Consider the following 25,367-nt stretch of genomic DNA (forward strand, 5'->3'; position numbering starts at 1 on the left):
ACCCCCGTTAGTGTTTGACGGCGCCTTCGGTGAGGGCACGCACGAAGTATTTTTGCAGCACGAGGAACAGCACCACGACCGGCACGCTCATCAGGAAGGTGGCAGCCATCAGGCCCGGCCAATCGGTGGCGTTCTCCGAGAAGAAGCGCTGGATGCCGACTGGAAGCGTCATCTGATCGTGCCGTGTGAGGAACGTGTAGGCGTAGATGTATTCATTCCAGGCGCCGATGAAGGAATAGATCGAGGTCGCGATAATGCCCGGCGTCGAGAGCGGCATGACGATATGGAAGAAGGCCTGGAATCGGGTCGCGCCATCGATGCGCGCGGCCTGTTCGAGCTGGATCGGGATATTGTCGTAAAAGCCCTTGAGCAGCCAAATGGCGAGCGGCAGACCGAAGGTGAGGTAGGTCAGGATCAGGGAGCCATGTGTGTTCACGAGGCCCAGCACCCGCATCAGGATAAAGAGGGGCACAAGGAACACGACCGCCGGAAACATGTTGCGCAAGAGAATGGCGAAGAACAGGAAGTTCCTGCCGGGAAACCGAAAGCGCGAGAACGCGTAGGCCGCCGGGACCGCGACGACGACGGCAAGCACGGTCGTCGCTACGGACACGAACATGCTGTTCCAGAAATAGCGCAGGAAATCGCGGCCTACGCTGCCATTGGGATCGAGCAGCCGCCAGTAGTTGTCGAGCGTCGGCGCCGCCGGCCACCATTGGGGCGGATATTGCATGGCGGCAAAGCCGGTCTTGAGCGAGGTGATCACCATCCAGAACATCGGCATAATGGTGAAGCCGACCAGCAGCGTCAGGAAGATGCGGCCGGCCCAGCGCCAGCCGTCGATGCTGCGTCGTCGCGCCACCCGGATTGGTTCAGCGGCGGTTGTGATCTCGGAGGTCATGCGCCGGCCCTCGATTCATCGCCGCGGGTCAGTGCGCGGACATAAAAGTAGCCCAGAGTCATCATGATGATGAAGAGCAGGACGGCGTAAGCGGCGCCGACACCCCAGCGCTGGCGCAGGAAGGCGAGTTCGTAGATGTGGGTAATCCAGATCTGCGTCGAGCCAACTGGCCCACCCCCGGTCATGATGAAGGGGATGATGAACGAGTTGAAGTTTTGCACGACGAGCAGCAGGATCGTGACCGTCGACACGCCCGACAGATGCGGGAAGGTGACGTGCCAGAAACGTTGCCAGGGATTGGCGCCATCGACTTGGGCGGCGCGCAACAGCGAGTCGGGCACTGTCTGGAGGCCAGCCATCAGCATGATCATGGCAAAGGAAAACTCCTTCCAGACATTGACCACGATCAGCGAATAGAGAGCGCTCGTCGAATTATCGATGAAGTTGATGGGCCTGTCGGTGATCCCAAGCTGCACCAGCGCCGCGCCGATCGCCCCGAAATCGGAATGGTAGAGCCATTTCCAGACATAGGAGGCGGCCACCGCACTGATCACCCAAGGGATAAGCAGCAAGCCACGCAAGAGCGCGCGCCCGACAAACTCGCGATGCAGTGCGAGCGCGGCACCCAGACCGAGCAGGAAGGCGAAAAGGGTCGAGAGCACAGTCCAGACAATCGTCTGCCAGGTCACTTTCCAGAAGACAGGACTGGTCAGAATTGTGACGTAATTGTCTATGCCGTTGAACTGCTTATCGGCCAGCGACAGGCTGGCTGGTGTGTTAAAGAAGCTCAGTTCGATAGTGTAGTAGATCGGATAGGCGATCACCACGATCATGGCCACAATGGCAGGCGCGACGTAGAGATAATCGGCGCGGCTCTTCCAGATTTTTTGACCTAGATTGGGTCGCTTGGGCACAAGCCCAGGCACGTCGCGAAAGATGGCCTGCTTCTGAACGCTGCTCACCAGATAACCCCTTTATACCGGCATCGCGGACCGGCAGCACGAGCTGCCGATCCTTGGAGTTGGTAGAGGTCAGAGGCCGCCGCCGCCGCCAATGATCGCTTCGATCTTGGTGGCCGCATCATCGGTTGCCTCGTCCACCGTCATGTTTTCCGTCAGAGCATTCTGCAGCATGTCCGGAACGATGATGTTCATGATCTCCGGCGCTTCCGGGATCACCGGGAACGGAATGCCGTTGGGCAGCATGGAGGTGGTGACATCCAGGAACTTGATGGTATCGAGACGTTCCTTCATGGCATCGGTGAGGAAGCCATTGATATTGCCGGGATTGGAGCCGACCCAAGCAAGCTTGGTGGACCATTCCGGGCTATTCCAGAAGCAGATCAGCGCCTTGACCGCCTGCTCGTCCGACTGTCCGCCTTCGACGAATTCGGGCTTGACCACATGGATGTTGGAGCCGCCGAACACGACGGCGCGCTTGCCATCGGGGCCTGTCGGCAACAGGCCATAGCGCATATTGGCGACAACATCGTCGGCAACAGCCTTGTCTGCGCCGGTGGCCTTGGAAGCAAGGTCGACCATCTTGGCATATTCGGCAGGGTGGGCGATCATCATGCCGAGTTGCCCGGCGATGAACGGGGCCTGATTTTCCGCCTGAGTATTGGTCAGGGCCGAAACCGGAACTGATTTATCGACGACATACATCTGGTACGCAGCCTCGAGTGCCGCCTTGGACCCGTCATTATTGATCTCGACCGTGGTATAGGTCGGGTCAGCCGAGGTTTCGTCGAGCGCGCCGCCACCATAGGCCCAGAGCTGGGGCATGAAGCGGAACGGCGTATTGCCCGCATTCTGCTTGGCAACGAGGCCATAGCCGGCAATGCCGAGCTTGTCGTGGATGGTCTTTGAATAAGCCACCACGTCATCCCAGGTCGCTGGGGGATTTTCTGGATCGAGCCCGGCGTCCTCGAAAATCTTGGCGTTCCAGATCAGCGCCATGGTCTCGTTATTGGTAGGCAAGCCGTAGGTCGTGCCCTCGTAAGTGACAGACTTGAGAGCACCGGGCCAGAAATCGGCGGCCGTGTATCCGACATCCTCCGGCGCGAGCGGCTGCAGATAGCCCTTGGCGGCAAACTCCACGCCACCGAGGATCTGGAGGCGAATGACCATCGGAGCGGCATTGCCAAGTAGAGCCGTGCGGAACTTGTCGAGCAATTCGTTATAGGTAATCGACTGCACATCGGTCTGGATATTGGGATATGCTGCCTTGAAGGCTTCCCAGAATGCCTTGTCCTGATCGTGCGCGATCTGCGGATCTGCCTCGAATGGCCCGGTGTACCAGTAGCTGACCTTGCCAGCATAATCGTTGGGAACGACAGCGCCGCAATCCTTGGCGGCGTCGAACTGCTTCGTGCCTGCGATCGACTTGACGTAGTCTGGCGACCACTGGCTGAGATCGACGGTCTGAGCAAATGCGGTCGTCGACATCAGCGACGTAGTCGTCAGAGCTGCAACGGCATAGGCAACGGCCTGCCGACGAGTCAGCGAGCCCGGCCGCTGAGCGCGGCCCTGCATATTCGTCATCGATAGTCCTCCTCAAGCGGAAAGCCGCTCGACCCCATCGGTCTGACCTGGCTCTCCACGCAGCTTGCGCTGCGCCTCCTCTGCAGACGATCAGGTGGCGCCTGCTCCGGGGCCGGGCTTTTGCCCATGTCTCCCAAACAAGAACGTTACAGACGGGAAGTTGTGTGTCAAGCGTCCGAAAATCGTACATTATTTTGTGATTTATGCGTGCGAAGCAGCTTGGCTTACCCGTGAAAGGCGCATAAGACAGGCGCTATGACTGAGAGCAGCGCCACCCCTTCTTTGCCTGAAACGGCGAATGACCAGCCGGGCACTGTCTACGAATTGATCCGCGAGGATATCATTTCGGGACGGCTCGAGCCCAGTGCGCGCCTCAAGGTTGCCGACCTGGCCGCCACCTATAACACGTCGACCAACCCGGTGCGCGAGGCGCTGCAACAGCTGCGCGGCGAAGGGTTTGTAGTGATGGAAGCCAATCGCGGTGCGCGCGTGGTCGCCATCGACGAAGACTTCGTGCGCGACATCATCGAGATCGAAATGCTCATTGAGCCGGCGCTGACACGCTGGTTTGTCTCGATCGTCAGCGACGCCGACATTGCAGAACTCGAAGCCGCCCAAGCCGAAATCGAGGCGCTCAATTTTTCCGATCCGCGGCAGCATGGCAAGCTGGATACGAAATTCCATCAGCTCATTTACGACCGCCACTACAACAGGCACGCCGCTGAACTCTGGTGGAAGCATCGCGAGATCCTCCGCGCTATTAGCCGCCGTTTTCCGACTTCGCTGAGCCGTCGCGTCGCCGTGTTGAGCGAACATCGTGAGCTCATTGCCCGCATCAAGGCGCAGGATGCCGAGGGCGCTGCGGCTGTGGTTGCACGGCATGTCGAAGGATCGGGACGTCACATCATCGAACAGATGGGCGTTGCCAAGCGCAATCTGGCGCGGAGGAGCGCCGGATAGAGCATCCGCACCGCTGGCGCGGTGAAAGCATACAAGGGAGGGAGTTTCATGACCAGGGATTTGACCGCCGGCGAGCATATCGAAACCAATGTGCGCCGATCTTCCGCGCCAAGCGACTTGCGCATCACCGACCTGCGGGTCGCAGAGATCGTCGGCGCACCCTTCACCTCAGCTTTGCTCAAGATCTACACCAACCAGGGCATTGTCGGACTTGGTGAAATTCGCGACGGCGCGAGCGCGACTTATGCGCTGATGCTGAAGAGCCGGCTGCTGGGGGAAAATCCCTGCGATATCGATCGCCTCTTCCGCCGTATCAAACAGTTTGGTGGTCATGGCCGGCAGGGCGGCGGGGTGTCAGCGATCGAGATTGCGCTCTGGGATCTTGCGGGCAAGGCCTATGGCGTGCCGATCTATCAGATGCTGGGCGGCAAGTTTCGCGACAAGGTCCGCTGCTACTGCGATACCGACGCCGACAAGCCAAGCGGCACCGAGACGGGCAAGCGGCTCAAGGCGCGCATGGATATGGGGTTCACCTTCCTCAAGATGGACCTGGGGCTGATGCAGATCGCCGATATTCCGGGGGCCGTGGTGTCGCCGGCGGGTTCGCTCGAAGCCTATCGCGTGCATCCCGATCGCGGGCCAGTGACGTCGATGGATGACCGCCGAGCGCGCAATGCGGTCTATGACACGCATAATGTGCGGCACCCATTCAGCGGACTCCATTTTACCGACAAGGGCATCGATCTCTTGGAGCAATATATCCACGAGGTGCGCGAGGTGATCGGCTACGAAGTGCCGCTCGCCATCGATCATGTCGGTCATATCTCGCTGCAGAACGGCATTCGGCTGGCCCGGCGGATCGAGAAATACGTCCCGGCCTGGCTCGAGGATGTCATCCCCTGGCAATATACCGAGCAATATCGGCAGCTTCAGGAAGCGACCACCGTGCCGATCTGCACGGGCGAGGACATCTACCTCAAAGAAGGGTTCGAGCCGCTCCTCAAGGCCGGGATTTCAGTGATCCATCCCGATCTTCTTACTTCGGGAGGCATCCTCGAAACCAAGAAGCTTGGAGATATGGCGCAGGATCATGGAGTGGCCATGGCCATCCACATGGCCGAGAGCCCGATCGCGGCAATGGCCGCCGCGCACGTGGCGGTGGCGACCGAGAATTTCATGGCGCTCGAATATCACTCGGTCGAAGTCGACTGGTGGGACGATATCGTCACGGGCCTGCCCAAGCCATTGGTCAAGAACGGGTTTATCGAAGTACCGGACAAGCCCGGGCTCGGGATCGACGATGTGGTGGATGAGGTCATCAGCCAGCACCTGCAGCCGGGTGTGAAGGGCATCTGGCAGCCGACGGATCATTGGGATCAGGAATATTCTTGGGATCGGACCTGGAGCTGAGGTCTCTGGAAGGCCCCCTCACCCGACCTGCGGTCGACCTCTCCCCCAGAGGGAGAGGTGAAGAAAGGCAAAAGGCATGAAAATCACTGATCTGCGCTGTGCCGTTATCGGGCGGCATCCGATTGTTCGTATTGTGACCGATGAGGGACTGTATGGCTTGGGCGAGGTGGAGTTCACCAAAACCTACCTCAAACCCTGGGTGCTGCATTTCCGCGATGCTCTGATCGGGGAAGACCCGACCGATGTCGAGCGATGCATGCTCAAAATCCGGCAGCGCGGGTCGTTTAAGCCCTATGGCGCGGCGGTCAGCGCTATCGAGCATGCGCTGTGGGACATTGCGGGCAAGGCGGCCAATGTGCCGGTCTATAAGCTCCTCGGCGGCAAGGTTCGCGACAAGGTGCGCGTTTACAATGGTTCTATCCGCCAAAAGCGCACGGGCGACCGGCCGGAGGATTATGCGGCTGATGTGAAGTGGATGATGGAGCGGCCCGAGAAATTCTTCATGGTGAAGCAGGGCATCTCCTTCCACTCGAACATGAAGGATACGGTCGACGACTTCCACTATGGCGTGCGCCAGAACAAGGCCGGCTATCACGGCGCCATGGACCAAGGGCAGATTTCCGAGCGCGGGTTTAACCACATGCTCGACTGCGTGGCGGCCATGAAGGAAGTGCTGGGCGACAAAGTAAGCCTGGCGCTCGACTGTGGGCCGGGCTGGTTCCTCAATGACGCCATCCGCTTTGCGCGGGCTGTCGAGAAATATGATCTGATGTGGCTCGAAGATATGCTGACAGGGGACTATGTGCCTTGGGTCAACCATCAGGCCTATCGCGAGCTGACCGTTTCGACCTCCACACCGATCCATACCGGGGAGCAGATTTACCTCCGGCACAATTTCAAGGAGCTGATCGAGACGCAATCGGTGCGGGTCGTCGGGCCAGACCCGGCCGATATCGGCGGGATCGCCGAGCTCAAATGGGTGGCGGAACACGCCTACATGCACTCGATCATGATGGCGCCGCATGGCACCGCCAATGGCCTTTTGGGGCTCGGGGCGCTGATCAATGTCTGCGCGACGCTGCCGGCCAACTACATCGCCTTCGAATATCCCAGCGCATCCGATCCGTGGTGGGAAGACATTGTCATCGGGCTACCGAAACAGATCGTCACCGATAGCCATGTCGATCTGCTCGAAGCGCCGGGCCTTGGGCTCGATATCGATGCCGACGGCGCGAAAAAGTACCTGGCAGAAGAAGATGCCGGGTTCTTCGACTAGGAGGATTTCTCGATGAAGTATCGCTATCTAGGCCGCTCAGGGCTTCTGGTGTCGCGGCTCTGCCTTGGCACCATGACATTCGGTAATGCGCAATGGGGCTGCAACCAGGACGAGGCGAGTAGCATCGTCCGGCGGTTCGTCGAGGCTGGCGGCAATTTCATCGATACCGCAGACGGCTATAGCGGTGGCGAATCCGAACGGATGTTGGGCACCGCGCTGAGCGAACTCGATCGAGACAATCTCGTCATCGCAACCAAATGCTGGTTTCCAACAAATCAGGCAGTGACATCCCGAGGGCTTTCGCGAAAACACATCATCGAGGCCTGCGAGAAAAGCCTGAAGCGCCTGGGGCTCGACTATATCGACCTCTATCAGTTTCACGGGCCAGACCCTTACACACCGATCGAAGAAAGCCTGAGGGCCGCCGACGATCTCGTGCGGGCGGGTAAGGTGCGCTATCTCGGCTGCTCGAATTTCCACGGCTGGCAGATCGCCAAGGCGAATGCGCTTGCTGATACGAAGGGGCATGAGCGGCTGATCTCGGCCCAACATCTCTACAATCTTATCCGCCGCGATGTTGAGCGCGAAATCTTGCCGGCGGCCGAAGATGCGGGCGTCGGGATGATCTGCTGGAGCCCGCTCGCAGCAGGCATGCTTTCGGGCAAATATCGCAATCAGTCGGCGCCGGATGCGCAATCACGCATTGGCATTCAAGCCTCCGTCACCATGCCGCGCTACTGGTTCGACAATGCGCTGCAATTGATCGACAATGTGGTCGAGGTTGCTGATCGGCTGGGACACACGCCGAGCCAGGTGGCGCTGAGTTGGCTCTTTGGCGATCGGCGGGTGACTGCGGCGATCATCGGGGTGCGCACGGCGGAGCAGCTCGACGAAAATCTGGCCGCGGGCGACGTGGATTTGCCGCCTGACGCGAGGGACGAGCTGACGGAAGCTCTACCGTTTGCCTTGGGATATCCTGTCGAATGGACGGACAACAATCTTAAGGCCACATTCGGGAAGGCGGAGTTCGAGCCGAACCACCGCGTGCGTCTGCCGTGACCAGGCCGAATTGTGGGCGCCTAACTGCAGTCGGCGAGAACTTTGCCGATTGCTGCTGAGGAACCCACCGCGCCAAAGCGATGACGATCGAGAAAATCCGGCCCGCCGCTGGCGGTGGATTTCACGAAGGCAAGTTCCATGGTTTCGCCGGCCTGCTGCGCGGTCCGTGCCCATTGCCGCGCTACCGGGCCGCGGATGATCAGCGAGCTGCCATCGTAGTGGATCATCGGAAAGTCTTGGGCGAAACTCGTATCTCCCCCGGCTGACACCCCGCCGCCTCGCGTGCTGATTGCAAGGCTGAGGGAAAGTGACTTGGCGACCGTCGCGCCGGGCTTGCGCACCCAATAGGCCATGGCCAGGTCACCGCCGCGGCAGGCGAACTGGAATTGGGCCTCGCCATTGTCGGAATAGGCGATGGGTGTAGCGCCGCCTTCAAATTTCCAATCGGCGGCGATAGCTGGGGACGATAGCACTAAAACAAGCAACAACGCTCTGAGCATGGATCCATTCACGTTGGGAAAGGGCGCGTACGCAGTACTCGATCGCGCATCTCATCTTGGTCGATGATGGTGAATGGAATGATAAGATCGGCCATTGTGTCGACGAGCCTCAGCTCGCCCAGTCATTCAGTGCAGCACGGAAAATCGCAGTGTTGCAATGTCTTGGCCGTTCGGGGATGTTGCGCACGGCCAAAGCATCTGCACGCCTGAAGGAAATCAGCGGCTTGACGGAAGAAGATACAAAGACGGCCCGCAAGAGCTGGCGCACCAAGCTGTTGGCGGCTGTTGGTGGGGTCTCGGCTGCGTTGCTTTCTCTGGGCTATTCGGTTTCTCAGCAGAAAGTGGCCGCCGCCGTGCCTCAAGTGGACGTCGGCATTCCGATCTCTGCGGGTCGGTGGACCGTATCGGTTTTGAAGGCTCAAGTGACGTCTGAGCTACCCAATGGCCTATCGGTGTCGCCAGACAAACGGGCGTTGGTCGTGGAGATGTCTTTGGAAAATATCTCGTCGGAAAGCTCAAATCTTTACGGCGACCTTCTCGTCCTGTCCGACATTGCCGATCTTCCAAAGCCTGATTTCTACCTTTTGCGAGACCGGAGCATATTGTGGGATTTGCAGCCCCGAATGCCTGAAACAGTCGCCGCGGTTTGGGAAGTGCCGGTGGATCTCCGACTGCCTGAGACGCTCACAGTTCATGTCCAGGGCGCCGCATTCAAACCGCGTGACAATCTCTATGCAGCGCCCGGCTGGTTCCCGACGGGTGACGTGGCGGAAGTCGTGTTTACCCTTTCCGAGGTTGCCTCTGGGGATGGGAATTGATGGGGCACCTGCTGAGGATCTTTGCGCTGGGGATGACGGCGCTTGTGCTGGCCATGCTGCAAACGACGACGCCGCCCTATGCAATGCTGACCGGGCCTATCAAGACGGCGGGACCACAATCCGAGAGGGTGACGAGTGCGACGTTCGCCATCGGCGTTGGCGAGGTGAAGCAAGCACGCATCCTTGCCTACGATCAGTTCGGCAAGGCGGTGGAGCTGGACACCTCGGGCGTGTGGGTTGTCGTTTCAGCCAAGCTGGAAGGTTTTCGACAAACCATGCCCGTTCGTGCAGCGACGCTTGTCGGGGCCTCAGGCCGGCGTTATCGCCAATCGCAGCGGGCGGGAGGGGCGCCGGACGTTCTCGCTTCGAAAATCGTCCAGCCGGGACTGCCGACGACGGGACTGTTCATTTTCGAAATTCCCGAGGACGAACTGAGCAAGATGACCTTGATCGTTTCCGAACAATACGACCCGCAACTTCAGGATGAGATTTCTGTCTCGCTCACTCCCCTCCCCGGTTCACCGCAAGACCGACTGGACATTGGCCCAGATGGCATCTGATCGCGAGAGAAAGATCCGATGGCTGTCGTTTGCAAGCCTTCCGGTGCTGGTCGCCGCGGCGATCGGCATCAATGCATGGCGCAATGTCGACGAATACCGGCATCGCATTGAAACCGATGTGCAGCCGGGGCCGACCGAACCTGACTATGCAGGCGCCACGTGGCGCATTGCGCAGGCACGCCTGATCGGCGACGGGAGAGACACGGAGGTTGTTCTTCCCGGCGAGATGCGACTTGTGATCGTGCGGCTTTCGGCGACTGCAACGCAGACCATCGGCGAAGGATGGGGACAATGCGAAGTCAGCTTGGGCGACGGAACTGGTCGCCGCTGGCTGCCGCTCGACGTGGTTTTATCGGACGATCTCAGCCGGGATCTCGACCCGGCGGCTGAGCCGCTCGACGGCTGCGGCATCAAATCGCTCAACCCACCTGCTGCAAATGAGACTGCGACAATCGAAGAAAAGTTCGTTGTTCCTGCAAGTGCCGTTCCTGCGCTCTCCGTTACTCTGAGCGTCGGCGCCTTGAGGCCTGCAGCAATCGAGTTTCCGCTCGGCCTTGATCGCAGCTAGCCCACCGCTGGCGCTTGATTGCGGCCGCGCCATTGCCGGCCACGCGCGAAGCCAAGCTCCAATGTCGCGGCGAGGAGACAAATCTTGATCGGCGTCACCAAAAGGCCTTCGCCAGGATCACTCGGCGTGCCGATAAAAGGCGAGATGACCTGGGCGATGATTTGCCAAAGCGGCAGATCGTGCGGGCCGATAACTTGGGTGAGGCCATACCAGGCCCAGGCAGAGAGCCAGTCCAGAGCGCGATAAAGGACGATCGCGGTGACGATGAGCACAGAGCCTGATTTCAGCGTCAGTCCTATTCCTTCGGCAAGCGCTTGATAGCGCTTTACGGTTCCAGCACCGAAGCGCGCGATAAACTCGCGGACCGTCTTGGGAAGCGCCTTCCAGCGAGACACGACCCTTGCGAACCGCCCCTCTGCAATCGCGGGCGCAGCATTGATATCGTAGCCATAAACAAGCGCAGCGATGGTGAGCCAGACCACTGGATAGAGGCTATAGAAAAAGAGGCTGATCAGCCGTGGGCCGACCGGTGGCGATGCAAATTCAGGTGGTGTCGGAAGAATGGGCTGGGCCCCCGCTTCGCGAATGGGCGAGAGAGCGCCCAGGACCGAACCAATCATGTCGGCCAACTGGCTGAACCAGGCGAAAATGTCGCCTTGCCACTGCGAAAGCGCGAAAATGCCGATGAAGGCCCAATTCGCCTCGCACAGCACTGTCAGCACCGGCCAAATCCAGGCCTTCGATCGTTTGTGCATGGCTTTGGCAAACCGTCGGACGGCCCAGGCGACCACGATAGGCACCGTCAACCAGGCACCACCAGTTACCTCCAACAGGCTTTTTTGCTCACCGGCGAGAAAAAGGCTGAAGGCGAGGCGCGAATAATCGCGCAGCGTATCGCCCAGAAAACCCCAGGCAGCATAAAACGCAAAGAAGGGGACCAGGGTCAGGGTCAGCACGGTGACAAAATCGGTGGGTTCTTCGCCTGCGCTTACAGTTTCGGCCCTCTGGTCCGCCACCGCTCTCGACGCTTTTTCAAGCGACGGCAGGGCCGGCCGCACCGTTTCAAAAAGCGCGACGATAATGATCAGCTTGAGCAGCACCACAATCGCCAGAACCGAAAGACCCGCCAGCGAATTCCAGCGCCCAAGCAGGGCGGCGAATTCGTTCAACACGAGGTTGCCGATAAAGCCGAGTAGCCAGATTGCCGCGAGCTGAGGCCAGAAGCGCCAGAGCAAAGCGGCCATCAGGCGAAACAGGTCTACCACGGTCTGAGCGCTGCCGCGGACAACGGCGGAGGAGTCTGGGTTAGGCATGGGAACTGGATAGCATTTAGCCAATGCACCACCAAGACCATCTCCGACGGCAAGGCCAATCCTGAACGAGCTGGTTCTGTGGATAGGCGAGGCAATTTTACCTTTCGTTTATCGGGCGACTTGATGATCTGCCTCGATTTAACAAAGGAGTCATCATGAGCGACGCAGGCATTGCAGGCGGCCGTATCCGGTCTTTCGTGGAACGCGTCGAGCAGATCGAGGCGGAGATCGCCGAGCTCAACGAGGGCAAGAAAGAGATCTTTGCCGAGGCAAAGGGCGAAGGCTTCGACATCAAGGTGATCAAGGAAATCATCAAGCTGCGCAAGCAAGACAGCAACGAACGCGACGAGCACGAAACGCTGCTCGACCTCTACATGCGCGCCATGGACAGTGCGCCAGACGGCGAGCAATCGAAGGCTGCCTAATCGATCAGAAAGGAGCATCGCCGGACTAACGGCGGTGCTCGGACTAACCTTTTGAACACACCCAATTCTAAGCCGGCACATAAAACTTGTGTAGGTAAAACATCCCGATGCCGTGCCACCTGCGCATAGGCTCTTAACCGGGCATTGGGAAAATTCCGGATATAGGTTGAAATTGCGCGAGCGGACTTTTGTCTCCGTCGCCCATGTTCGGTGTGTCGATCCGTGTTCGTCGATCAGTTCAGAGAGCAGGATTTTGAGCCGTCTCCTTTGGGAGATGCTCGTGCATTGACGCGCCTTGCTGCAGCGTTGGCTGTCGATGGTGCGGGCTTTGCCACGCCGGACGGTCAATGGCTCGCCTTTGGTGGCGCAGCGATTTTGCCCGCCCTCCCCTCCCTCGGTGATGGCGTTCGCTGCTTCGACGTCGGCAAGTCGACGGTCTTTGCAGCGCCCATCATGTCCTATGGTGATGCAGCAGACCGCTGGCTCGTGGTCTGGTTGACCAGGAAACCTCTGGCCACCAAAGCCGCGCAATTGCTCTTCAAGCTTGATGCTCTGACGGCGCAGATGTCGTTGGCCCGCGTCCGCGCAGGGTCGATGGCGTATCGCCATAGGCTGCGGCGGGCGGCGAAGACGGCAGAGATTGGCTTCTGGTCATGTGAGTTGCCGGGCGAGCAGATCGAATGGTCCGAAGGGGTTTACGAGCTGTTCGAATTGCAGGCGGGCTCTGCCGTGCCGCGTGAATTGATCCTCGAGATGTACGCGCCTGACTCGCGCGCGGCCATGGAGGCCGTCCGTCGCCAAGCGATCGAAACTGGCGGCTCGATGCGCTTTGACGCCGAGATAAAAACGGCCACCGGCAAGAAGCGTTGGATCCGGATTACCGGTACGGTCGACGTGGAAGACGGTAACGCAACCCGCATCTTTGGCATCAAGCAGGACATCACCGAAGAAAAGGTGCTGGCGCAGGAAACGCGACGGCTTGCCAATACTGATCCCATGACCGGTCTAGCCAATCGCATGCATTTCCAGACCCGGCTCGAAGAGCCGGTCGGGGCGCTGCTTTTGCTCGATCTCGATGGATTCAAGGGGATCAACGATACGCTCGGCCACGCGGCGGGCGATGCGTGCCTAATCGAGACGGCTCAACGCATGGCTGAGTGTTGTGGCCCCGACACGTTGATGGCCCGCATTGGCGGAGATGAGTTTGCCGTGGTGCTCGACGACGAGCGGCCAGATGTGGCTCGCCTTCTCGCGCAGACGATCGTCGCGCGCTTGCAGGAGCCATACAGGTTCAACGGCACGACGCGAAAAGTGACAGCATCGGTCGGCATTGCCTATGGACACGTGTGCGTCGCCGATGAACTTTATGCCAGGGCTGATCAGGCGCTTTATGCTGCCAAGCGCGAAGGCCGCAATACCTGGCGCGAATTCACGCCAGCCTAAACTGCTATCAAACTTATATTTTTATGCCGAACACCCATGATCTGGGCTCGATTTTCGCGCTCAGTGAACACGTGCGCGTCACCGAGCCGTCATAGAACTATTGGCGCCCCGTCATAATTCCGAAGTCTGATCGTCAAGGACCCGCTCTAGGACTCCGCCCGCCTCAGAAGGCCAAGTTCTCCGGAGCCCTACCATGACAAACATCAAGCTGCTGACTGCGGCTTCCTCGCTGACCCTCCTCGCGCTGGCCACTCCGGCTTTGGCGCAGACCAAGTTCGAATTCTGGTACGGCCTTTCGGGCGACCTGTCCGAGCGCGTGCAGGACATGTGCAAAGGCTTCAATGAGTCGCAGGCCGATTATGAGATCGTCTGCGTCAGCCAGGACAATTACGACGCCAACCTGCAGAACACGATTGCAGCCTACCGCGCCAACAAGCAGCCGACCGTCACCCAGATCTTCGACGCCGGCACGCTCGACCTGATGCTCTCGGGCGCCTATGTCCCCGTGCGCCAGCTGATGGAAGAAAACGGCTACCAGATCGATTGGGACAACTACCTCTCGGGTATCGCGTCCTACTTCTCGACCTCGAAGGGCGAGATGCTGTCGCTGCCGTTCAACAACTCGACCGCCGTTATCTATTACAATACCGACGCGCTCGAAAAGGTTGGCTTCGAAGGCACGCCCAAGACCTGGGAAGAAGTCGAAACCGTCGCCCGCGCCATGAAGGACGCCGGCTATGAATGCCCGATCGCCTTCGACCCGTCAGGCGCCTGGCAGTGGTTCGAGCAGTTCTCCGCCATCCACAACCAGCCGATCGCCACCAAGGGCAACGGCTTTGGCGGTCTCGATGCCGAAATGGTCGTGAGCCAGGGCAAGTTCGTCGATCAGCTCACCTGGATCAAGAAAATGTACGATGAAGGTATCATCGTTCACAAATCCAAGGATGCCGGCGAAACCGCCAACGACGCCTTCGTCAACGGCAAGTGCCAGATCACGTCGTCCTCGATCGCCGACCACGGTACCTTTGGCAAGCAGGCCGCCGAAGGCGTGCACTGGACCGATGCCATGCTGCCGATCTGGGCAGGCACCAAACGCACCAACTCGCTGGTGGGCGGCGCTTCGCTCTGGACCCTCAAGGGCAAGTCTGAAGAGGAATACAAGGGCGCTGCCGCGTTCTTCAACTACCTCGCCCAGCCAGAACAGGCCCAGACCTGGTCGACCATCACCGGCTACGTTCCCGTGACCATGGCTGGCTTTGAAGCCATGAAAGCCAATGGCTTTTATGACGAAGCCCCCTACAAGGGCCGCGAAGTCGCCATTGAATCTTTGACCTTCACCCCGCCGACCGAAAACAGCCGCGGTATCCGTCTTGGCAGCTATGCCTCGATCCGCGCCGAAATGGTCAAGACCATGCAGGACGTTCTCTTCAACGATCGTCCGGTTCTCGAAGCGCTCCAGGCGTTCGATGCCAAGGGCAACGAAATCCTCCGTCGCTTCGAGCAGACCTACAAGGGCGCCCAGCTCCCCTGATCGCTTGATCCGATTGCACGGGCGGTTCGCCGCCCGTGCTTTTTCTTTTTCCTTGGGAGACGGCGATGGAACGACGCGCCTATTACCGCAATGGGGTCCTGCCCTGGCTGTTGATCGGCCCGCAGCTCATCCTCGTCCTGGTTTTCTTCTACTGGCCGACATCGCAAGCGCTTTATTGGGCCTTTACGCTCGAACAGCCCTGGGGCGGCGGCAATAGCTGGATCTGGTTCGACAACTTCCTCGCGATCTTCCGGGATAGCGACTATTGGACGACCGTTGCGCGCAGCGCCTTTTATGCGCTTTGCACCACCGGCCTTTCGATGGCGGTTGCGCTCTTTCTCGCGTGCTTTGTCGATCGCTCGCTCAAGGGCACAAAGATCTTCCAATCGGTCTATGTCTGGCCATATGCGATTGCCGCGCCTGCTGCAGGGGTCGCCTTCCGGTTCATCTTCGCCCCGCAATCGGGGATCATCGGCTCGATCAACCAGATCTGGCCCGGCATTTGGGACCCGTCTACCAACGGCATGCACGCCCTTGCCATGATTATTATCTGCCACGCCTGGCTCGGCATCGGCTACAATTTCATCTTCTTCCTCGCCGCCCTGCAAATGATCCCACGCTCGATCACCGAGGCTGGGGCCATGGACGGCGCGCGGCCGGTTCGCCGCATGTTCGACCTGCAACTGCCGTTGATCGCGCCGACCGTCTTCTTCCTCCTGATCATGAACCTGATCTCGAGCTTCACCGACAGCTTTGGCCTCATCGACACGATGACCGAAGGTGGTCCGGTCGGCTCGACCGAGGTCATGGTCTACAAGATTTATTTCGACGGGTTCAAATCCCTCGACTATTCGGGCGCTGCGGCCCAGTCGATCGTCCTGATGCTCCTCGTCATTGCGCTCACTTTCGTCCAGTTCAAATGGGTCGAAAAGCGCGTTCATTACAATTGAGGGCGCCGAGATGATCGAACGTTCCCCCTTTTTCAATTTCGTCACTTATGCCGCGATGGTTCTGGGGCTGCTTGTGGTGCTGGTCCCGTTCTGGATCGTCATCGTGGCCGGCAGCCAATCGCTGCAGGAAGTCAGCCGAGTGCCCATCGTCCTCTGGCCCTCTTCCCACCTTTGGGAAAACGTCCAGGCGGCTTGGGCCCGGGCCGATCTTGGCCCGAAAATGCTCAATTCGCTCATCGTTGCGGTTGGCGTGACGACAGGCAAGATCGTGCTCGCCTCCCTTTCGGCTTTCGCCATCGTGTTCTTCAACTTCAAGGCACGCATGGTCTGCTTCTGGCTGATCTTCATCACCCTGATGCTGCCGCTCGAAGTGCGCATCGTGCCGACCTATGCGATCGCAGCTAACGCGCTGCTTCCGATGCAGGTCGTTCTCGATACGCTTGGGATCACCGGGCTCGTCGAGGCGGTTTCGAGCGTGCGCATCAGCCTCGAATGGAACCTCCTCAATTCCTATACGGGTCTGATCCTGCCGCTCGTTGCGACAGCCACCGGCACCTTCCTCTATCGCCAGTTCTTCATGACTATCCCGGATGAATTGGTGGAAGCCTCGAAGATGGATGGCGCGAGCCCGATCCGGTTCTTCTTCGATGTGCTCCTGCCGCTCAGCCGCACCAATATGCTGGCGCTCGCCACCATCATGTTCGTATCGAGCTGGAACCAGTATCTCTGGCCCCTCCTCATCACCACCGACCGCGCCAATTACGGCACCGTCGTCATGCAATTGAAGGCCCTGATCCCGACCCAGAACGGCACCCCCGACTGGAACGTCACCATGGCAGGCGCCCTCATCATCATGCTGCCGCCGCTCCTCATCGTTGCCTTCATGCAGCGCTGGTTCGTGCGCGGCCTCATCACCAAGGACAAGTGAGACAACCATGGCTGCGATCAGCTTTTCCGGCGTCAAGAAGCGCTACCAGAAGAATGACGTCATCCATGGCGTCGATGTCGAGATCGAGGCGGGTGAGTTCGTCGTTATCCTCGGCCCCTCGGGCTGCGGCAAGTCTACGCTCCTGCGCATGATTGCCGGGCTTGAGGAGATTTCCGAGGGCACGATCGCCATCGACGGCAAGATAGTCAACGAGCTCGAGCCGCGCGAACGCGGCTGCGCCATGGTGTTCCAGAACTATGCGCTTTACCCGCATATGAGCGTGCGCCAGAACATTGGCTATGCGCTCAAGGTCGCCGGCATGCCCAAGGCAGAGCGCGAGGCGAAGGTGCTCAAGGTTGCGAAGTCGGTTAGCCTCGACCCCTATCTCGACCGCAAGCCGGGCGAGCTTTCCGGTGGTCAGCGCCAGCGCGTCGCCATGGCCCGTGCCATGGTGCGTGAGCCCAAGGTGTTCTTGTTTGACGAGCCGTTCTCCAACCTTGACGCAAAACTCCGCGTCGCCATGCGCGCCGAGGTCCGCAACCTCCACCGCAGCCTGGGCGTCACCTCGGTATTTGTGACGCACGATCAGACGGAAGCCATGACGCTAGCGGATCGGTTGATCGTCATGAACTCCGGCATCGTCGAGCAGGTCGGCAAGCCCTCGGAAGTCTATCATCACCCGGCGAGCCTTTTCGTCGCTGACTTCATCGGTTCGCCGGCCATGAATCTCGTACGCGGCTTCTTTGCCGATGATGGTTATTTCCGTCATGGCAATGGCGGCATGATCCGGTTGCCGGGTCTTGCGCCGCACCACCTCAGCCAGGAAGTTTCCGTGGGCATTCGTCCCGAACTCGTGCGCCGGGTTGATGCCTCGCATAAGGACGCGATCCACGCGACCGTCGACTACACCGAAGAACTCGGCGCCTCACGCCTGATCTATGCCCGCGCCGATGGCAGCCAGATCATTGCCGTCGACACGCGCGGCGATGCGCTGGGCACCGGCATGCCTGTTCACTTCGCCTTCGAGGAAGCCGATGTCCACGTTTTCAGTCACGACACCGGACGCCGCGTCGACGCGCCCGGCCGCACTCAACGCAGCTCTGCAACCGTTTCCGCCTGACCCTTGGAGATCATCTTGAGCAATATCATTGGTACCGGCTTCAATGTCGGATCGACCGACGGCGAACTCGCCAGCTTCCACGACGACATGCGCGCCCTTGCCGATATGGGCGTCGATACGGTCGAACTGGGTCTCACCAGCCTCGACCTCATTTCGGGGGGCCGCATCATCCCCGAGCGCATGCAGCGGCTCGAAGCGATCACCAAGCAGTTCGACTTCCGCTACACCGTCCACGGTCTTGTCTCGTCGAACTTCATGGATCCGGTAACGCAACGGTACCAGATCGATGCCGCAAAGGCCCTGATTGAAGTCTGCGATCGTGTCGATGCCCGCATCATCGTTCAGCACGGTGGATGCCTCCGCGCCGACCAGATCGCCGAGCGCAACGGCGCCGACCAGCGCGAACGCGAAGCGCTCACCGAACTCGCCGACTTCGCCCGCCCCTATGGCGTGCGCATTGCGCTCGAGAACATTTTTACAACCGAACTCGGCCAGTATCGACAGACGCCGAGCCAGGTGGCCGAGACGGTCAAGGCCGTCAACCATCCGAACGTCGTGGCGCTGATCGACTTCAGCCACGCCTATATCGAGAGCACCTATCGTGGCCTCGATTTCTTCAGCGAAATCAGCGCCATGGCGCCGGTCACGGGCCATCTACACGTTCACGACAGTTTTGGTCGCCCACAGGGATTCTACAAGCCGTTCCATCCGCAGGAAAACACGGCCATGGGCATTGGCGATCTCCACATGCCACTTGGCTGGGGCGATATCGATTGGGATCGGATTTTCTCCGAACTCACTTTCCTGCCCGACACCGTCTTGATGATGGAAGTCGGCCACCGCTACCGCGCCGAGCAGCCGGAAAGCCTGCGCCGCGCGCGCGAACTGGCTGGCCTTGCAGCACCGGAAGCCGTTGCCGCGCAGTAAGCCTTTGGCGGGAGGGTGGTTTCCATCCTCCCAGCCTTTTCTCAGCCGTGTTTGTCCGGATAATTCCGTCAGGATTTACAACGCCTGGACAAGAAGATGCCCATCCCTATCCGCCCAGCCCGCGCCGCCGATCGGGATGCGATCATCGGCATGCATGTTACGATGAGCCGCAAGGCTTATGGGCACATTCTGTCGGACTATTACTTCGCCGAAGTTTTACCCGCAGAGAAAGACAAGCTCTGGTCGGAGCGCTTTGCCGGGCCAGTCGACCCCGAGCGGCTATCGATCATGGTGGCGGACGCGGATGGTGTGCTGGCCGGATTTACCAGCGCCGTGTTCGACCCTAGCGACAAGTGGGGCACCTATCTGCACCACCTCTATGTCGGCTCTGACTTTCAGCGGCAGGGGCTGGCGCGGCGGCTTTGGCTTGCCATTCTCGACACTTTTCCAGCAGCGTTCCTGGATACCCCGATTTCCCTGCTGGCCCTTGAAGGCAATATGCCGGCGCGCGCCCTATACGACCGCATGGGCGGCCGGATCGAAGAGCGGATTCTGGCGCAATATCCGGGCAGCCCGGATACGCCAGTGTTGCGCTACACCTGGCCGCATCGCGATGAGTTGCGCCAAAAGCTTGCGCCCCACACGGCTTGATCAGTTATATGAAAGCGAGGCCGCGACTTTTGGCGGCAGGGCGGATACCGGTCGTGTTCGCAGATCGCGGCGGAAGTCGCTGGGGGACATGCCGGCGATCTTGCGGAAGAGCTTGTTGAAGGCGCTGAGCGAGCCGAAGCCGCTTTCCATGGCGATTTGCAGTACGTTTTCATCGTCGCGCATCAGCAGCGCCTGCGCGTAAGACAGGCGGATCAGGTTGACGTAGTCGTTGAGCGTCATACCCGTGCATTTCTTGAAGACGGTCATCGCATATTTGGGGTGCACGTCGGCTGCCACGGCGATGTCGACAGAGTCGATGTCCTCGCGGAAATTGTCGGCGATGAAATCGCAGATGCGCACAACGATCGGCGAAATATGCTGGTCGGTCGAGGAGCCGTCGGACTGGATTGGGTGGCTCGACAGCAGCTCATAAGGCGCGAAGCGGATGCGCTCGATCCGAAGGAGGAGTTCGTCCACTGCGACGCTGACGCGAAGCGGATCATTGGAGCGCACATAGTCGTTCCAGCGGGCGAAATTGAGCGTATCCGAAGGATCAGTTGCCTTGGTGACGAGAGAGGCGCCCTGCATCAGCCCAGCCTGGACGTCCTGCGGCAGGCGCAGGCGGAAGAAATGAACGAGCGGAAGATGGCCGCCTGTGTAAACGAGGTCGTCCGAGGCATCGTCGAGGCGATGGGGTTGGCCGCCCCAGAACAGGGCGAGATCGCCGGCGGAAAAGCGGACTTCGTAGCCGCTCATGGCATAATGCGCCCAGCCACGGACGATATAATTGACCTCGACCTGCGCATGCCAATGCGGCGTACGCATCAGCAGCGGAGACGCATGGAACATGTTGAGTTCGGTGGGGAGGCGTTCGACGCCATTGATTGACGGCTCATAAAAGCCGCGATCCACCATCTTACTATCCGCCAATTTGAAATACCCGATAAGAGCGACGGCTCTAATAGAGTCTCTAGCTTAGGTAGCGCTCGGCATAAGAGCAAGGGAGGAGAGAGCGCGGGGCCTTGTGTCAGCCGCGCCCACCTGATTCTGCCGACAGCAATAAGATCGAGCCAACCGGAAACGGGATGGCTCCTTGCGAGGAAAGAACATGACTGACAAGAAAATTCGCTGGGGCATTATTGGCCCAGGCAGCATCGCCAAGGCCTTCCGCGGCGGCCTCGAGCATTCCAAGCATGGCGTTCTGGCAGCAATCGCTACCCGCGATCCGAGCAAGCCGAACCTGGCCGTGGATTTTCCGGGGGTGCGCGTGGTCAAGGGCTATGACGCCCTTCTCGCCGACAAGGACATCGACGCGGTCTATATCGCTGTGCCGCATACCGGTCACGCCGAGTGGGCGATCAAGGCAGCGGAAGCCGGCAAGCATGTGCTGGTCGAAAAGCCGCTGGCGCTTTCGGCTCATGAAATCGACGCCGTGTTCCATGCGCACAAGAAGGCCGGCACCTTTGCCGGGGAAGCCTTCATGTATCGCCTACACCCGCAGATGAAGCAGCTCCTCGACCTGATCAAATCCGGCGCCATCGGCGAAGTGCGGATGATCCAGTCGAGCTTTGGTTTCTCGATGGGCAAGTTCCAGCCGCAGCACCGCCTGTTCGCTTCGGAATTGGCTGGCGGCGGCATTCTGGACGTCGGCGGTTATCCGGTTTCGATGGCGCGGCTTATTGCTGGCGCGGCGCTCGGCAAACCGTTTGCTGATCCGGTTAAGGTGGCTGGCACGGCTAAGCTAAACGATGAAGGCACGGACGACTGGGCCGCGGCGCTGCTGACGTTCGAGAACGGCATCGTCGCGCAGGTGTCTTGCGCGGTGATGGCCAATCTCGACAATGTGCTGCGCATCCATGGCTCTGACGGCCGGATCGAAGTGCCGGAATTCTGGTTCGCCAATGGCAATCGTGACCAGGGCCTTGGCCGCATCGACATCATCAAGGGCGGCAAGACCGAGACGGTTTCGGTCAATGAAACCGCTCACGTCTATTCGTTCGAAGCCGACGCAGCCTCGCTCGCCATTCTCGAAGGCAAGCAGGAATTCCCGGCGCCAGGCATGACCTGGGGCGATAGCCTTGGCAACGCACGCGTACTGGATCAGTGGCGTAAGGACGCCGGGATTGAGTACTCGGTCGAAAAATACACCAACCGTGTCAACACCTTGGACAATCGCAAGCTGGGACCGAACAGTGGCGTGATCACCAAGCGCACGATCCCTGGGCTTAACAAGCCGGCTTCGGCCGTCGCCCTTGGCTTTGAAGATTTCCGCACTTTCTCCTCGGGCGCGATCCTCCTCGATGCGTTCTGGGAAAAGGGCGGCAATATCTTTGATACCGCCTTCATCTATGGCGGTGGCTACACCGAAAAGCTCTTTGGCGAATGGCAGAAGAGCCGCGGCGTGCGTGAAGACGCCGTGGTCATCGGCAAGGGCGCGCACTCGCCGCTCGTCTATCCCGACGTCATCGGCAAGCAGCTGACCCAGTCGCTCGATCGGCTTCAAACAGACTATGTCGACGTCTATTTCATGCACCGCGACAATACCGATGTGCCAGTGGGCGAATTCGTCGATGCCATGGATGCCGAGGTGAAGGCTGGCCGCATTCGTGGGCCGTTCGGTGGGTCGAACTGGACCAAAGAGCGTATGGACGAAGCAATTGCCTATGCCGAACGCACGGGCAAGGCCAAGCCACAGGCCCTAAGCAATAACTTTGCGCTGGCCGAAATGCTCGATCCGATCTGGGGCGGCTGCGTCACGTCATCGACGCCTGATTTCAAGCAGTGGCTGATCGACCGTCAGGTGACCAACTTCTCGTGGTCGAGCCAGGCTCGCGGGTTCTTCACCGACCTTGCTGGTCGCGACAAGACCGACAATGAGGAATTGGTTCGCGTTTGGTACAACGAGCAGAACTTTGGCCGTCGTGACCGGGCCATCGAGCTGGCCAATCAGATTGGCCACAACGCAATCCATGTGGCGCTGGCCTATGTGTTGGCCCAGCCTTTCCCCAGCGTACCGTTGATCGGGCCGCGTCGTCTGGTTGAGCTCGAAGATAGCGTCAAGGCTTTCGAGATCAAGCTGACGCCAGAACAGGTGAAATGGCTGGAAGGCTAAGCCTTAACAAAACCGAAACAGATCAAGGGCTCCGGCAACGGGCCCCTTTTTCAATGGCTGGAATGGCGTCGATAATTTCACACCGCCGCGTAGAGAATTCATCCGCGCTGTTCGGCGAAAGAAGACAGTTTGTGCCCTGAAGCGCGGTTGTCAGGTCAATTGGCCTGCCCTATGTTATCCATCGTGAGATTACGATCTCGCGCAATTCTCAGGGCGGGGTGCAATTCCCCACCGGCGGTAAGGCGGCGACGCCAAGCCCGCGAGCGCTTCCGGCTTCGGCTGGAGGGTCAGCAGATCCGGTGTGATTCCGGAGCCGACGGTATAGTCCGGATGAAAGAGAATGAGTTGGTAATCGCTTGACGGCGTTCGCGTTTGTTCGCGAGCACCGTGATGCGTCCCCTTCTCGTAACCCTGAGGAAACTGGTTACGGAAAGGACACCATATGAACCAGATTTCCTCTTCTAAATATGCCAGCGCCACCTCGGGCGCGCTGTTCATGCTCGTCGCGAGCTTGGCATTTGCCGCGTCCAATACGCTGCAATCCGTTCTGCCCACGCCGGTGGAATATGGCGGGTTTGGCATGAGTTCGACCGGCATGGCCTTCTGGCAATATGTCATTGCCTCCATTTTGGCGCTGCCGATCATCATGCGGATTGGCCTCAAGAATCTGCGCACCAGCTATCCGCTTGCCCATGAAATTCGTGCCTTCGCTTCGGCGCTGGGCGTGCATGTATTCGTCTATGGTTTCGCCTCAGGCGTGCCGATCTGGCAGATGGTGACGCTGCTCGCCACCGGGCCGCTGTTCATTATTCTGGGGTCTACGCTGCTTCTCGGCGAGAAGGCGTCCACGGCCCGGATTGGCGCCGCGCTAACCGGCTTTGCTGGTGCGATCATTGTTTCGGGCATTGGGGCCGAAGGGTTTTCCTGGCAAACCCTTGTACCGATTTTGGCGGCGGCGCTTTGGGCAACCACGGATATTCTGACCAAGTATCTGACGCATAAGGGCGAAAGCCCCGAGACGCTCACCATTTCGCTGCTGGTGCTGATCACGCCGAACCACCTTGCTATCCTGCTGCTGGTGACCGCCTTTTCCTGGGCGCTGCCGGTCGGTGCTGCTCCTGGCTTTCCGTTTGCCTTGCCGACGGGTACCGGGTTGATCCTGCTTTTGTTGCTCGGCGCACTAACGGCCGCGGCGCAGTATCTGCTGAGCTTTGCCTATCGGGCCGCCGATGCAACTTTCCTCCAGCCATTCGGTGATTTGAAGGTCCCCCTGGGCGCGATCGTCGGCTGGATCGTGCTTGGTCAGGTGCCATCGGTATGGTTCTGGCCCGGTGCAGCGCTGATCATTCTGGCGTCGCTGTTGCTCTATCTTGTTGAAGGACGCGACCAAGGATCGAAATTCGTAGCGGCATAGCGTTCCGCGCGTAGAATAATTCTTCCAAATCGGGCGCCGGCGATGCGATATTGCCGGCGTTGCTATTTTGAGGGTGTTCGATGGACCGGGGAGAGATTTTGGCGGCGCCGAAAAATTTCGAGGCGCTGCGGGAGCTTATCCTTGAACGGCGGCGCGAACTGCCCAAGCGCCTGGCGCAGGTAGCGGCCTTTGCGCTTGATCATCCCGATGAGATCGCGTTTGGCACGGCGGCGAGTATTGCGCTCGCGGCGGAAGTGCAGCCATCTACGCTGGTTCGATTTTCGCAAGCCTTTGGTTTTGATGGCTTTTCGGCATTGCAGGCTGTGTTTCGTGAGCGGTTGCGAGAGCGCAATTCGAGCTATGAAGATCGCCTTGCAGAGCTTGAAAGCGGGGAATTGGCGCCGGCAGGATCGGCGGTCATCCTCAGTTCATTCATTGCTGCAGCCCATCGCAGCCTTGATAATCTGGGGACTGCAATCGACCCTAAACGCTTCGAATCCGCTACCATTACGTTAGCATCGGCGCGCACAATTCACCTTATTGCACGTCGGCGAAGCTATCCGATCGCGACCTACATGGCCTACGCGCTTTCGCAGCTCAAAATCCGCTGTCAGATCGCTGGAACAGCATCCGGCATCGACGATGATTTGCTCGCAATGGCCGACCCGGGTGACGCGGCTTTTGCGATCAGCTTTTCATCTTATGCTCCGGAGACAATCGCGCAAGCTTCGGCACTAGCGGCGCGGGGCATTCCGGTGGTGTCGCTGACCGACTCAGCGTTCTCGCCGCTGGCGGAATGTTCGACGGTGTGGTTCGAACTGGTCGAAGCGGACCATGCCGGCTTCCGGTCACTATCCGCAAGCATGGCTTTCGCCATGGCGCTAGCGGTTGGCATCGCGGAGGAACGGCGGCGAATGCAAATTTCATGAATGGAACAAGTATTCTATATTTGATCTGA

The 25,367-nt window shown here is 59.5% G+C and carries 24 protein-coding genes and 1 riboswitch; of the genes, 18 read left to right on the plus strand and 6 right to left on the minus strand.

The features are described from left to right. Positions 1-7: 7 nt before the first annotated feature. The 3 genes from DevBK_RS07605 to DevBK_RS07615 all read right to left on the minus strand — a co-directional run bounded on the left by DevBK_RS07605 (position 8) and on the right by DevBK_RS07615 (position 3,435). Positions 8-901 carry a carbohydrate ABC transporter permease gene (locus DevBK_RS07605; protein ID WP_317185007.1) on the minus strand — a complete coding sequence of 298 codons (894 nt, stop codon included), beginning with the start codon at positions 899-901 and terminating at the stop codon, positions 8-10. Then, positions 898-1,839 (minus strand): sugar ABC transporter permease, encoded by a 942-nt coding sequence (locus DevBK_RS07610; protein WP_317185601.1) that lies wholly within the window; start codon positions 1,837-1,839, stop codon positions 898-900. Before DevBK_RS07610 ends, DevBK_RS07605 begins: the two co-directional genes overlap by 4 nt. 93 nt (positions 1,840-1,932) lie before the next feature. Further along, positions 1,933-3,435, minus strand: a complete 1,503-nt coding sequence (locus DevBK_RS07615) for an extracellular solute-binding protein (protein ID WP_410494064.1) — start codon at positions 3,433-3,435, stop codon at positions 1,933-1,935. A gap of 264 nt (positions 3,436-3,699) precedes the next feature. Between DevBK_RS07615 and DevBK_RS07620 the strand changes: the two genes are divergently transcribed. From DevBK_RS07620 to DevBK_RS07635, 4 genes are all read left to right on the plus strand, one after another. Next, complete coding sequence (locus DevBK_RS07620) at positions 3,700-4,404, plus strand: GntR family transcriptional regulator (RefSeq protein ID WP_317185008.1); 705 nt, start codon at positions 3,700-3,702, stop codon at positions 4,402-4,404. Positions 4,405-4,452: 48 nt separating this feature from the next. Further along, a complete protein-coding gene (locus DevBK_RS07625) occupies positions 4,453-5,814 on the plus strand; it encodes a mandelate racemase/muconate lactonizing enzyme family protein (protein ID WP_317185009.1) in 1,362 nt (453 codons plus the stop codon). A 76-nt stretch (positions 5,815-5,890) separates the two neighbouring features. After that, complete coding sequence (locus DevBK_RS07630; RefSeq protein WP_061907001.1) at positions 5,891-7,090, plus strand: mandelate racemase/muconate lactonizing enzyme family protein; 1,200 nt, start codon at positions 5,891-5,893, stop codon at positions 7,088-7,090. Between the two features lie 12 nt (positions 7,091-7,102). Then, positions 7,103-8,149, plus strand: a complete 1,047-nt coding sequence (locus DevBK_RS07635) for an aldo/keto reductase (RefSeq protein WP_317185010.1) — start codon at positions 7,103-7,105, stop codon at positions 8,147-8,149. A gap of 20 nt (positions 8,150-8,169) precedes the next feature. On the opposite strand, the gene DevBK_RS07640 is transcribed toward DevBK_RS07635, so the two are convergent. Beyond that, positions 8,170-8,649, minus strand: coding sequence for a hypothetical protein (locus DevBK_RS07640; RefSeq protein WP_317185011.1), 480 nt, complete (start codon positions 8,647-8,649; stop codon positions 8,170-8,172). A gap of 56 nt (positions 8,650-8,705) precedes the next feature. On the opposite strand from DevBK_RS07640, the gene DevBK_RS07645 reads away from it, so the two are divergent. From DevBK_RS07645 to DevBK_RS07655, 3 genes are read left to right on the plus strand one after another with little or no spacing between them, the layout of a single operon-like run. After that, a complete protein-coding gene (locus DevBK_RS07645) occupies positions 8,706-9,467 on the plus strand; it encodes a hypothetical protein (RefSeq protein ID WP_317185012.1) in 762 nt (253 codons plus the stop codon). Further along, positions 9,467-10,027, plus strand: coding sequence for a hypothetical protein (locus tag DevBK_RS07650; protein ID WP_317185013.1), 561 nt, complete (start codon positions 9,467-9,469; stop codon positions 10,025-10,027). Before DevBK_RS07645 ends, DevBK_RS07650 begins: the two co-directional genes overlap by 1 nt. Continuing rightward, on the plus strand, positions 10,017-10,595 hold the full coding sequence (locus tag DevBK_RS07655; RefSeq protein WP_317185014.1) for a hypothetical protein: 579 nt from the start codon (positions 10,017-10,019) through the stop codon (positions 10,593-10,595). Before DevBK_RS07650 ends, DevBK_RS07655 begins: the two co-directional genes overlap by 11 nt. On the opposite strand, the gene DevBK_RS07660 is transcribed toward DevBK_RS07655, so the two are convergent. Then, entirely contained in the window at positions 10,592-11,908 is a 1,317-nt protein-coding gene (locus tag DevBK_RS07660) for a hypothetical protein (RefSeq protein ID WP_317185015.1), read from the minus strand. The two genes, DevBK_RS07655 and DevBK_RS07660, sit on opposite strands and share 4 nt — an antisense overlap. Before the next feature lie 155 nt (positions 11,909-12,063). On the opposite strand from DevBK_RS07660, the gene DevBK_RS07665 reads away from it, so the two are divergent. The 8 genes from DevBK_RS07665 (at position 12,064) to DevBK_RS07700 (ending at position 19,883) form a co-directional block, all read left to right on the plus strand. Beyond that, complete coding sequence (locus DevBK_RS07665; protein WP_061907008.1) at positions 12,064-12,333, plus strand: DUF2312 domain-containing protein; 270 nt, start codon at positions 12,064-12,066, stop codon at positions 12,331-12,333. A gap of 285 nt (positions 12,334-12,618) precedes the next feature. Next, positions 12,619-13,776: a sensor domain-containing diguanylate cyclase gene (locus DevBK_RS07670; RefSeq protein WP_317185016.1), complete on the plus strand. Its 1,158-nt coding sequence runs from the start codon at positions 12,619-12,621 to the stop codon at positions 13,774-13,776. A 193-nt stretch (positions 13,777-13,969) separates the two neighbouring features. Further along, positions 13,970-15,307 (plus strand): extracellular solute-binding protein, encoded by a 1,338-nt coding sequence (locus DevBK_RS07675; RefSeq protein ID WP_317185017.1) that lies wholly within the window; start codon positions 13,970-13,972, stop codon positions 15,305-15,307. Between the two features lie 65 nt (positions 15,308-15,372). Then, the gene (locus DevBK_RS07680; protein ID WP_061907011.1) at positions 15,373-16,257 is read left to right on the plus strand and encodes an ABC transporter permease subunit; all 885 of its coding nucleotides are present in this window, start codon (positions 15,373-15,375) and stop codon (positions 16,255-16,257) included. Positions 16,258-16,267: 10 nt separating this feature from the next. Beyond that, on the plus strand, positions 16,268-17,185 hold the full coding sequence (locus DevBK_RS07685) for an ABC transporter permease subunit (protein ID WP_062631105.1): 918 nt from the start codon (positions 16,268-16,270) through the stop codon (positions 17,183-17,185). Between the two features lie 7 nt (positions 17,186-17,192). Next, a complete protein-coding gene (locus tag DevBK_RS07690) occupies positions 17,193-18,305 on the plus strand; it encodes a sn-glycerol-3-phosphate ABC transporter ATP-binding protein UgpC (protein WP_317185018.1) in 1,113 nt (370 codons plus the stop codon). A 15-nt stretch (positions 18,306-18,320) separates the two neighbouring features. Continuing rightward, on the plus strand, positions 18,321-19,232 hold the full coding sequence (locus tag DevBK_RS07695; protein WP_317185019.1) for a TIM barrel protein: 912 nt from the start codon (positions 18,321-18,323) through the stop codon (positions 19,230-19,232). 96 nt (positions 19,233-19,328) lie between these two features. Further along, on the plus strand, positions 19,329-19,883 hold the full coding sequence (locus DevBK_RS07700) for a GNAT family N-acetyltransferase (protein ID WP_317185020.1): 555 nt from the start codon (positions 19,329-19,331) through the stop codon (positions 19,881-19,883). Here the strand turns inward: DevBK_RS07700 and DevBK_RS07705 are convergent, their stop codons facing one another. Beyond that, positions 19,884-20,798 carry a helix-turn-helix domain-containing protein gene (locus DevBK_RS07705; protein ID WP_317185602.1) on the minus strand — a complete coding sequence of 305 codons (915 nt, stop codon included), beginning with the start codon at positions 20,796-20,798 and terminating at the stop codon, positions 19,884-19,886. 193 nt (positions 20,799-20,991) lie between these two features. Here DevBK_RS07705 and DevBK_RS07710 point away from each other — a divergent pair, with 193 nt between their 5' ends. The 3 genes from DevBK_RS07710 to DevBK_RS07720 all read left to right on the plus strand — a co-directional run bounded on the left by DevBK_RS07710 (position 20,992) and on the right by DevBK_RS07720 (position 25,338). Beyond that, on the plus strand, positions 20,992-22,995 hold the full coding sequence (locus DevBK_RS07710) for an aldo/keto reductase (RefSeq protein ID WP_317185021.1): 2,004 nt from the start codon (positions 20,992-20,994) through the stop codon (positions 22,993-22,995). Between the two features lie 200 nt (positions 22,996-23,195). After that, positions 23,196-23,341: riboswitch (FMN riboswitch) on the plus strand. A gap of 96 nt (positions 23,342-23,437) precedes the next feature. Then, positions 23,438-24,409 carry a DMT family transporter gene (locus DevBK_RS07715; RefSeq protein WP_317185022.1) on the plus strand — a complete coding sequence of 324 codons (972 nt, stop codon included), beginning with the start codon at positions 23,438-23,440 and terminating at the stop codon, positions 24,407-24,409. 80 nt (positions 24,410-24,489) lie between these two features. Beyond that, positions 24,490-25,338 (plus strand): MurR/RpiR family transcriptional regulator, encoded by an 849-nt coding sequence (locus tag DevBK_RS07720; RefSeq protein ID WP_061907018.1) that lies wholly within the window; start codon positions 24,490-24,492, stop codon positions 25,336-25,338. Positions 25,339-25,367 lie beyond the last annotated feature (29 nt).

It is taken from the genome of Devosia sp. BK (genome assembly GCF_032907385.1).
GTDB lineage: Bacteria > Pseudomonadota > Alphaproteobacteria > Rhizobiales > Devosiaceae > Devosia.

Bases quoted from the DNA above. Each gene is read 5' to 3' on its own strand.
- DevBK_RS07605 (WP_317185007.1), bottom strand. From the start codon at position 901: ATGACCTCCGAGATCACAACCGCCGCTGAACCAATCCGGGTGGCGCGA.
- DevBK_RS07615 (WP_410494064.1), bottom strand. From the start codon at position 3,435: ATGCAGGGCCGCGCTCAGCGGCCGGGCTCGCTGACTCGTCGGCAGGCC.
- DevBK_RS07620 (WP_317185008.1), top strand. From the start codon at position 3,700: ATGACTGAGAGCAGCGCCACCCCTTCTTTGCCTGAAACGGCGAATGAC.
- DevBK_RS07625 (WP_317185009.1), top strand. From the start codon at position 4,453: ATGACCAGGGATTTGACCGCCGGCGAGCATATCGAAACCAATGTGCGC.
- DevBK_RS07630 (WP_061907001.1), top strand. From the start codon at position 5,891: ATGAAAATCACTGATCTGCGCTGTGCCGTTATCGGGCGGCATCCGATT.
- DevBK_RS07635 (WP_317185010.1), top strand. From the start codon at position 7,103: ATGAAGTATCGCTATCTAGGCCGCTCAGGGCTTCTGGTGTCGCGGCTC.
- DevBK_RS07640 (WP_317185011.1), bottom strand. From the start codon at position 8,649: ATGCTCAGAGCGTTGTTGCTTGTTTTAGTGCTATCGTCCCCAGCTATC.
- DevBK_RS07650 (WP_317185013.1), top strand. From the start codon at position 9,467: ATGGGGCACCTGCTGAGGATCTTTGCGCTGGGGATGACGGCGCTTGTG.
- DevBK_RS07655 (WP_317185014.1), top strand. From the start codon at position 10,017: ATGGCATCTGATCGCGAGAGAAAGATCCGATGGCTGTCGTTTGCAAGC.
- DevBK_RS07660 (WP_317185015.1), bottom strand. From the start codon at position 11,908: ATGCCTAACCCAGACTCCTCCGCCGTTGTCCGCGGCAGCGCTCAGACC.
- DevBK_RS07665 (WP_061907008.1), top strand. From the start codon at position 12,064: ATGAGCGACGCAGGCATTGCAGGCGGCCGTATCCGGTCTTTCGTGGAA.
- DevBK_RS07675 (WP_317185017.1), top strand. From the start codon at position 13,970: ATGACAAACATCAAGCTGCTGACTGCGGCTTCCTCGCTGACCCTCCTC.
- DevBK_RS07680 (WP_061907011.1), top strand. From the start codon at position 15,373: ATGGAACGACGCGCCTATTACCGCAATGGGGTCCTGCCCTGGCTGTTG.
- DevBK_RS07685 (WP_062631105.1), top strand. From the start codon at position 16,268: ATGATCGAACGTTCCCCCTTTTTCAATTTCGTCACTTATGCCGCGATG.
- DevBK_RS07690 (WP_317185018.1), top strand. From the start codon at position 17,193: ATGGCTGCGATCAGCTTTTCCGGCGTCAAGAAGCGCTACCAGAAGAAT.
- DevBK_RS07700 (WP_317185020.1), top strand. From the start codon at position 19,329: ATGCCCATCCCTATCCGCCCAGCCCGCGCCGCCGATCGGGATGCGATC.
- DevBK_RS07705 (WP_317185602.1), bottom strand. From the start codon at position 20,798: ATGGTGGATCGCGGCTTTTATGAGCCGTCAATCAATGGCGTCGAACGC.
- DevBK_RS07710 (WP_317185021.1), top strand. From the start codon at position 20,992: ATGACTGACAAGAAAATTCGCTGGGGCATTATTGGCCCAGGCAGCATC.
- DevBK_RS07715 (WP_317185022.1), top strand. From the start codon at position 23,438: ATGAACCAGATTTCCTCTTCTAAATATGCCAGCGCCACCTCGGGCGCG.
- DevBK_RS07720 (WP_061907018.1), top strand. From the start codon at position 24,490: ATGGACCGGGGAGAGATTTTGGCGGCGCCGAAAAATTTCGAGGCGCTG.